The sequence below is a fragment of the Nitratidesulfovibrio liaohensis genome, assembly GCF_011682075.1.
Lineage (GTDB): Bacteria > Desulfobacterota > Desulfovibrionia > Desulfovibrionales > Desulfovibrionaceae > Cupidesulfovibrio > Cupidesulfovibrio liaohensis.
Window position 1 is genome coordinate 1 of sequence record NZ_VSMK01000042.1, and the last position, 8,719, is coordinate 8,719.

General features: G+C 65.7%; 6 protein-coding genes. 5 read left to right on the top strand and 1 reads right to left on the bottom strand.

Annotated elements, in window-relative coordinates; translation table 11 throughout:
- The 3 genes from FVW27_RS01895 to FVW27_RS01905 all read left to right on the top strand — a co-directional run.
- Window positions 1-1,500, top strand: a 1,500-nt coding sequence (locus FVW27_RS01895; RefSeq protein WP_167122263.1) for a cytochrome c3 family protein, incomplete at its 5' end; no start/stop codon positions are given.
- A gap of 329 nt (window positions 1,501-1,829) precedes the next feature.
- A complete protein-coding gene (gene fdnG, locus FVW27_RS01900; protein ID WP_167122265.1) occupies window positions 1,830-4,862 on the top strand; it encodes a formate dehydrogenase-N subunit alpha in 3,033 nt (1,010 codons plus the stop codon).
- 7 nt (window positions 4,863-4,869) lie between these two features.
- Window positions 4,870-5,604 carry a 4Fe-4S dicluster domain-containing protein gene (locus FVW27_RS01905; protein ID WP_167122267.1) on the top strand — a complete coding sequence of 245 codons (735 nt, stop codon included), beginning with the start codon at window positions 4,870-4,872 and terminating at the stop codon, window positions 5,602-5,604.
- Between the two features lie 150 nt (window positions 5,605-5,754).
- Here FVW27_RS01905 and FVW27_RS01910 read toward each other — a convergent pair whose 3' ends face one another.
- A complete protein-coding gene (locus FVW27_RS01910; RefSeq protein ID WP_167122269.1) occupies window positions 5,755-6,384 on the bottom strand; it encodes a TetR/AcrR family transcriptional regulator in 630 nt (209 codons plus the stop codon).
- A gap of 382 nt (window positions 6,385-6,766) precedes the next feature.
- Here FVW27_RS01910 and FVW27_RS01915 point away from each other — a divergent pair, with 382 nt between their 5' ends.
- Both FVW27_RS01915 and FVW27_RS01920 read left to right on the top strand, forming a co-directional pair.
- On the top strand, window positions 6,767-7,426 hold the full coding sequence (locus tag FVW27_RS01915; RefSeq protein WP_167122271.1) for a TetR/AcrR family transcriptional regulator: 660 nt from the start codon (window positions 6,767-6,769) through the stop codon (window positions 7,424-7,426).
- Window positions 7,427-7,472: 46 nt separating this feature from the next.
- On the top strand, window positions 7,473-8,719 hold a 1,247-nt coding region (locus tag FVW27_RS01920), incomplete at its 3' end, for an efflux RND transporter periplasmic adaptor subunit (protein WP_167122273.1).

Genomic DNA, 8,719 nt, shown 5'->3' on the forward strand with positions numbered 1-8,719 from the left:
GAGGCCAGGCCCGCCGCCACGCAGCCCGCCGCCGTGGCCGATTCGTCGCTCACCCCCGCCGGGCAGGCTGCCACCACGCCCGCCGCGAAACCCGGCGATGGTGCCGCGCAGGCCAAAGCCCCGCAACTTTCGGGCGAACTGAAGCTGGTGGAAGGCACCACCCTGTACGAGGCCACGGGCATTCCCGTGCTGCCGTATACTGGTGCCGATGGAAAGAACGGGTTCAACCCGTACCCCACGGTGACCGTGGAGGCGCGCGATGCCTCCGGCGCGCTGCTGGCCGTCACCCGCTGCGTGCTGCCGGTGTCCACCGAGATGGGCTGCCGCAACTGTCACGGCGGCGAATGGAAGGTGGGCGGCGTGGCGGGCATTTCCCCGGCCACCGCCGCCGACGTGCTGGAAGTGCACGACCGCATCAACGGCACCGACCTGGTCAAACGGGCCAAGTCCGGCACCACCGTGGTCTGTCGCAGTTGCCATGAACCGGAAGGCAAGGCCGATGCGGGCAAGTCGGGCGCAACGCCTTCCGGCAAGCCCGTGCCCCCCGCCATGTCCGCCGCCATCCACGGCTGGCATGCCGCCTACATGGCCGGGCGCGGCGTGGATGCCTGCAATGCCTGTCATCCTTCCGCACCCGACGGGGCCACCCGTTTCTGGCGCGACTACCACGTGACCAAGGGGCTGGACTGCACCCGTTGCCACGGGGCCATGGAAGACCATGCCCTGTCCCTGCTGCGCAAGGAGCAGGAGGCGGGCAACCCCGCCGCCGAACGGCTGATGGCGGCCATTACCCCCGTGGCGGTCAAGGATGCGAAAGACATCGCCCCGCGCACCCCGTGGGTGAACCTGCCCGACTGCGCGGGCTGCCACGACTTTGCGGAAAAGCCCAAGTCGGCCACCGCCAGCGCCTTCAACAAGTGGACCGCCGATGCCGCCGGGCTGTACGCCGAACGCACCGACGACACCACCATGCTGCGCTGCCCTGCCTGCCATGGGGCGCCGCACGCGGTGTACCCGGCGCGCAACCCGCTGGGGCGCGACCGCGACAACATCCCCCCCGTGCAGTACCAGCAGTACGCCCGCGCCATGGGCGCTTCCGGCAACTGTTTCGTCTGCCATGGCGAGACGCCGGAATTCTCGGTGCACCACCCTCTGGTGGAGCGCAAGGCGGTCACCGTCACCGTGCCGCAAGGCGCGAAACTGGCCAAGCCGCGCGTGCCCTTCCCGCACGAGGCGCACACCCCCACCGTGGATTGCGGCACCTGCCACCACAAGGGCTACGTGGACGGCGGCCCCATGAAGTGCGCCAGCAAGGATTGCCACGACGTGGTGGTGGACGCCGAAACCGGCACTCCCAAGGACCGCGAGAACCCGCGCTACTTCCGCAACGCCTTCCACGGTGAAGGGCCCAGTTGCAACGCCTGTCATGCCAGGCTGCTGGCGGCGGGCAAGGCGGCGGGACCCACGGACTGCCGGGATTGCCACAAGGTGAAATCGTAGCCGCCGAGGTCTTTTTGTCCCCTGCAGGGCAGGGGGCGGAAATCCTTGCGGTGTATGCGACACGCATTGCCTGAACGCATCACAGCATCCCGTCGGGGCGTGTGGCATCAGCCGCGCGCCCCGGTTGTTTCCGGCGTCCGTACGCGCCACCATTCTGTCAGGATAGGCATATATAGCTGATAACGTGAAGGAAAAGCTCTTCCAATATCTGCATGGTGTGGTATGCATGAAATGCTGGGCGTCAGCTTGCAGGGGGCGGCATGCCGTTTACCGCCCGCGCCCGGCGCGCACTTCCCGCGCGCAACCGCATTCCTCGTCAGGAGGCACACATGAAAATGAACCGGCGGGGCTTCATGAAGCTCGCTGCCACGGGCGCCGTGGCCACCGCATTCGGGGGGCTGGGCATCAGCCTTGCCCCGGTCGCGGTGCACGCGGAAGGGCTGGCCATCGACAAGGCCACCCTGACCACTTCCGTCTGCTGTTATTGCGCGGTGGGCTGCGGCCTGCTGGTCTGGACCGACCCTGCGACCGGGCGCACCATCAACATCGAAGGCAATCCGGACCACCCCACCAATGAAGGCACCCTGTGTCCCAAGGGGTCGTCCATCTGGCAGACCACGGAGCAGAGCCAGCGCATCACCAAGGTGCTGTACCGCGCCCCCGGCAGCGACAAGTGGGAGGAAAAGTCGTGGGACTGGGCGTTGCCGCGCATCGCCCGCAAGATCAAGGACACCCGCGACGCTTCGTTCGAGGCCGTCAACGACAAGGGGCAGCCGGTCAACCGTACCCGCGCCATCGCCTCCGTCGGGTCCGCCGCCATCGACAACGAGGAGGGCTGGCTGTTGCAGGCCATGCACCGCTCCCTCGGCCTGGTGTACCTGGAGAGCCACGCACGCATCTGACACAGTTCCACTGTGGGGGCTCTGGCAGAGTCCTACGGACGCGGCGCGATGACGAATCACTGGATCGACCTCAAGAACAGCGACGTGTTGCTGATCATGGGCAGCAACGCGGCGGAAAACCACCCCATCTCGTTCAAGTGGGTCACCCGCGCCCAGCAGCGCGGCGCCACGCTGATCCACGTGGACCCGCGCTTCACGCGCACCTCGGCCAAGGCCGACCTGTACGCGCCCATCCGTTCGGGCACGGACATCGTGTTCTTTGGCGGGCTGATCCGGCACATCCTGGATAACGAGCTGTATTTCAAGCAGTACGTGGTGGATTACACCAACGCCTCGTACCTTGTGGGGCCGGACTACGACTTCAAGGACGGCCTGTTCTCCGGCTTCAACCCGCAAACGGCCAGCTACGACCGCAAGAAGTGGAACTTCGTCACCGACGACAAGGGCGTGACCCTGAAGGACCCCACCCTGAAGGATCCGCGCTGTGTCCTGCAAGTGATGCGCCGGCACTACGCCCGCTACGACCTGAAGACCGTGGTGAATGTCACCGGCATGCCGGAAGACAAGGTGCTGGCGGTGTGGAATTCCTTTGCCGCCACGGGCAAGCCGGACAAGGCTGGCACCATCCTGTACGCCATGGGCCAGTGCCAGCACACCGTGGGCGTGCAGAACATCCGCGCCCTGTCCATGATCCAGATGCTGCTGGGCAACATCGGCATCGCGGGCGGCGGGGTGAACGCGCTGCGGGGCGAATCCAACGTGCAGGGGACCACGGACATCGCCCTCCTGTGCGACAACCTGCCCGGCTACCTGCCCATTCCTCGTGCCATCTGGGCCGACTACGACGCCTACGTGAAGGCGGGCACCCCGGTCACGAGCGATCCGCAAAGCGCCAACTGGTGGTCCAACCTGGACAAGTACGCGGCCTCCCTGCTGAAGGCCATGTACCCCACGGTGGACCACAAGGAAGCGTACACCTGGCTGCCCAAGATCGACGACACCAAGGTGGTGGAATACTCCTGGCTGTCGCTGTTCGAGCGTATGTACAACGGCGGCTTCAAGGGCGCGTTCGTGTGGGGGCAGAACCCCTGCGCAGGCGGGGCCAACGCGGGCAAGAACCGCAAGGCCATGGCCAAGCTGGACTGGACGGTGGTGGTCAACCTGTTCGAGAACGAGACCTCGCTGTTCTGGAAAGGCCCCGGCGTGAACCCCAAGGACGTCAAGACCGAGGTGTTCTTCCTGCCCGCGTGCATGAGCGTGGAAAAGGACGGCTCGGTGGCCAACTCCGGCCGCTGGCTGCAATGGCGCGAAAAGAGCGCCAGGTTCATGGGCGATTCCATGAGCGACGGCGACATCGTCATCCGGCTGTTCGAGGAAGTGCGCAAGCTGTACAAGGCAGAGGGCGGCAAGCACCCGGAACCCATCCTGAACCTGGACACCGCCTACCTGAAGGACGGGGCGTACGACGCCAGTGCGCTGGCCAGGCGCCTCAACGGCACCTTCCTGAAGGACGTGACCATCGCCGACAAGCAGTGGAAGGCGGGGCAGCAGGTGCCCGGCTTTGCCGCGTTGCAGGCCGACGGTTCCACGGCGTGCGGCTGCTGGATATTCTCCGGCTGCTACACCGAGCAGGGCAACATGATGGCCCGGCACGACCGCACCCAGACCCCGGAACAGGCGGCCATCGGCCTGTTCCCCAACTGGTCGTACGCCTGGCCCGCCAACCGGCGCATCCTGTACAACCGCGCCGGGGTGGACCAGACGGGCAAGCCCTTCGACCCCAAACGCGCGGTCATTGCCTGGAACGGCGAAAAGTGGGTGGGCGACGTGCCCGACGGCGGGTGGAAGCCCGGCGAAAAGCTGCCGTTCATCATGGTGCGCGAAGGGCGCGGCCAGTTGTTCGGCCCTGGCCGTGTGGACGGCCCCCTGCCGGAACACTACGAACCCTTCGAAAGCCCGCTGGCGGGCAACCCCCTGTCGCCGCAGCGGGTCAACCCCACGGCCCTGCACTTCGCCCACGAGGAAAAGGCCGTACGCGACCCGCGCTTCCCTTACGTGTGCACCACCTACCGGGTGACCGAGCAGTGGCAGTCCGGCACCATGACCCGCAAGACCGCGTGGCTGAAGGAAATGCAGCCCGACGGCTTCTGCGAGATGAGCCGCGAACTGGCGGCGCAACTGGGCGTGCAGAACGGCGACCAGGTGGTGCTGGAATCGGTGCGCGGCAAGGTGCAGGTGGTGGCCATCGTCACCCCGCGCCTGAAGCCGTTCACCGTCATGGGCGAAACCGTGCATCAGGTGGGCATTCCCTGGCAGTTCGGCTGGGGCCAGAAGAAGAACGCCACGTTCGATTCGGCCAACCTGCTGTCGCCTTCGGTGGGCGATCCCAATACCGGGATTCCCGAAACCAAGGTCTTCATGGTCAACGTCCGCAAGGCCCAGCCCGGGAAGCAAGGGTAGGTGAGTCATGAGCGAGAACAAGGGCAAGACCTTCTTCATCGACCAGACCCGCTGCACCGCCTGCCGGGGCTGCCAAGCCGCGTGCAAGCAGTGGAAGAAGCTGGCCGCCGATGAAACGGTGAACACCGGCAGCTACCAGAACCCGCCGGACCTCAACGGACACACCTTCAAGCTGGTGCGCTTCAACGAGGTGGAAGTGGACGGCAAGCTGAAGTGGGTGTTCTTTCCCGAGCAGTGCCGCCACTGTCTGGAACCGCCGTGCAAGATGATGGCAGACGCCTTCATTCCCGGCGCCATCATCCAGGACGAGGCCACTGGCGCGGTGATCTACACGGAAAAGACGAAGGATCTGGACTACCAGACCATCCGCGAGGCCTGCCCCTACGACATTCCCCGCAAGGAGGAATCCACGGGCCTGCTCACCAAGTGCAACATGTGCATCGACAGGGTGCGTGCGGGCATGCTGCCCGCCTGCGTCAAGACCTGCCCCACGTTCACCATGCACTTCGGCGACCGCGACGAGATGCTGGCCATTGCCCGCGCGCGGCTGGCCGAGGTGCAGAAGACATCCCCGGCGGCACTGCTGGCCGATTCCGACCTGGTCCGGGTGCTGTACCTGTGCGAGGTGCACCCCAGCCACTACCACCATCACATGGTGGCGGACGCGGGCGGCGCAACGGACCGCATCGGCCCGTTCAGCCGTCGGGCGCTGTTGGCCATGCGGCCATTGCGGATGGGGTAGGACCATGGCCGGAGCGGTGGCGACATCCGCTGCCTTCGGCGAATGCAGACAAGACAGACGGGCCGCCCGCGCGATGCGGGCGGCCCTTTTGCGTTTGGAGAGCCGGGTGCTCCCTTGCAAGCGCGCGCCGGAAATGGTCGTCGGATCGGGTTACACCGAATGTCGTGTCGCGGTGCCGTTTCCGTATGCCTTGAGAAACGCGCCAACGGCATATTTCACAGCGACGTCGGACTCTTGTTCCGTTATCTCGCGTCGTATGCAAAGCATGAGCGGCATGAGGAACGTGGCTTGACAGAGCGCGAGAAAGTGGTCCGCCGCAGTGGCCATGCAGGGTATGTCGAGCAGTTTGTTGGATTGTGCCTTTGCAAGGTACGCTTCCAGCATCTTGCGGAATTTCAGGATGCAGGTTTCGTAGAAGATGCGGCCTATCTCGGGAAAACGGGGTGATTCATGGTAAAACAGGCGAAGCAGCGCGATGGAGGTCTCATCCGCAAGCAGCGCCAGGAACCGCTTGCCCAGCAGGGTCAGCACGCTCCCCGGGTCATCCGCGTGGTTCGGAAGCTCGAAGACCCATGCCTCTGCCTGCACCTTGTCCTGCAGGTACGCTTCGAACAGGGTCTCCTTGCTGCTGAAGTAGCTGTACAACGTGCCCTTTGACCCCCCGAGGGCAGCGGCGATGCGCGACATTGAAGTGCCCTGGTAGCCGTGTTCGAGAAACAGCGGCCCGGCGATTTCGAGGATTTCGGTTCTTCGGTCCCGTGGTGGGCGCCCCATCGTCATGTGCGTCTCCTGACTCGGCAATGTTTTTTTGCAGCATACCCCACATGGTGGGGAGTTGACAGTCGAGTTTTCAAACCGTACTGTACGGTCAATAAAGTATAGGGCACGGGCGCAGGAACGCAAGCCCCAATTCTCGTGGGGAACCATGCCTCTTGGTATCGCCCCGCAAGGAAGGATGCTTTTGCTTCCGTGGTTCCAGGCGTCCATGGCGCAAGGCGTTCCGCAGTCCCCTCCGCAAGCGGACGGGCGGCACATGGCATGCCGGTTCCGGACAAGGCCGGGGCCGGTTTCGATCATGCCCCGTGGCGGATGTGGTGATTTTGGGGGTGGCGTTTCCGGACGCCACCAACCAGCGCGGCTGGCCCGTACAGCTGGAGGAAGCATGCACGATTCGCAGGATGAAACAACGCGAACACGCCTGTTGCACGCGGCCAGGGTGGTCTTTGCGTCCGACGGTCTTCACCGGGCCACCGTGCGCAAGATCAGCGCGCTGGCGCGGGCCAACATAGCGGCGGTGAACTATCACTTCGGCAGCAAGGAGAACCTCTACGTGGCCGTGTTGCGCGACCATCTGGAGCAGAAGCTGCGCCGCAACCCGCGCGACGCGGGGGTGAACGGCCTGACCTCGCCGCGCGGTCGCCTTCGGGCCTACGTGCGCAGCATGCTGGTCGAGTGCGTCTACGACGGCGACGCCGTGTCGGCGCGTCTGGGCAGGCTGCTGTCGCAGGAGTTCGTGCAGGCCTCGTCCCGGTGCTTCCATTCGGTCATCGAGAACTACTGCGCCCCCTCGTATGCCATGCTGCTGGACATCGTACGGCAGCTTCTGCCCGGAAGCGATCACGAGACGGTGTCGCGCTGCGCCACCAGCATCGTGGGGCAGTGCGTGCTGTACGGGCACGCTGGGGAAGTCATCAGCCTCATATCACCCGACATGGCGCTGAAACCCAGCAACGTCGAAGCCATGGCGGATTTCATCGTCGAGTTCACCTTGGGCGGCATCGAGCGCCTGAGCGCCAGCCGATCCGGACACGCCTTCTCCTGAAAGACGGAGCAACAGTCAGCATCCCATGAAAGGTTCAGCAAATCCAATGCGCAACACCACCAACATCACACTCGCGTTTCTGCTTGCCGTGCTTGTGACGGCGCTTTCCGGCTGCGGCCAAGACCGGCCCGCCGCCGGGCCTGCCCCGGAAGCGGAGGTCGCTGTGGTGACCATCCGGCCCCGGCCGGTGACGCTTTCCACCGTCCTGCCGGGGCGCACCTCGGCCCTGCTGGTTTCCGAAGTCCGTCCGCAAGTCGGGGGCATCATCCAGAAGCGCCTGTTCCGCGAAGGGGCGGACGTGAAGGCGGGCGAGGTGCTCTACCAGATCGACCCCGCCATCCACCAGGCCGCGTACGACAGCGCCAAGGCCGCCTTGGCCAAGGCCGAGGCCGCCGTGGAGCCCGCCCGGCTGAAGGCCGAGCGATACGCGGACCTCGTGAAGACCAACGGCGTGAGCCGACAGGACAATGACGACGCCCAGGCCGCGCACAAGCAGAGCGTCGCAGAGGTGGCGGCGGCCCGGGCCGCACTGGAAACCGCGCGCATCAACCTGGGCTACACCCGGATCACCGCGCCCATTTCCGGGCGCATCGGCAAGTCGGTCGTCACGCCGGGCGCGCTGGTCAACGCCAACCAGGCCGACGCGCTGGCCAGGGTGCAGCAGACCGACCCGGTGTACGTGGACGTTACCCAGTCCACCGGCGAACTGCTGCGGCTCAAGCGTGCCTTGGCCGAGGGCAGACTGCGCAGGGCCGGGGCCGACGGCGCGAAGGTGAAGCTCTTGTTCGAGGACGGCAGCGCCTATTCGCTGGAGGGCATGTTGCAGTTCTCGGACATCACCGTGGACCCGAATACCAGCGTGGTGACCCTGCGCGCCCTGTTCCCCAATCCCAAGCAGGATCTGCTGCCGGGTTTGTATGTGCGCGCGGTGCTGGAAGAGGGTGTGGACGCGAACGGCATTCTGGTGCCCCAGCCCGCCGTCATCCGCGACACCAAGGGCAATCCCATGGTGATGCTGGTCAAGTCCGACAACACTGTGGAGCCGCGCCCCATCGGGGTCAGCCGGGTGATGGGCGGCGACTGGTTGGTGAGTGAGGGGTTGGCCGAGGGCGAGCGCGTCATTGTGGAGGGTCTGCAGAAGGTGCGGCCCGGCGTCAAGGTGCGGGTCACCGAGGCGTCCTCCGTATCTGGCGTATCCGGCGCATCCGGCGCATCCGGCGCATCCGCATCGCCCTCCGCGTCCGCATCGCCCTCCGCGTCCGCACAGCCCGCCGCGACCCCGGCTGCGGCTTG

Excerpts from the sequence above, each read along its gene's own strand:
- FVW27_RS01910 (WP_167122269.1), bottom strand. The coding sequence starts at position 6,384 with ATGACGATGGGGCGCCCACCACGGGACCGAAGAACCGAAATCCTCGAA.
- FVW27_RS01915 (WP_167122271.1), top strand. The coding sequence starts at position 6,767 with ATGCACGATTCGCAGGATGAAACAACGCGAACACGCCTGTTGCACGCG.
- FVW27_RS01905 (WP_167122267.1), top strand. The coding sequence starts at position 4,870 with ATGAGCGAGAACAAGGGCAAGACCTTCTTCATCGACCAGACCCGCTGC.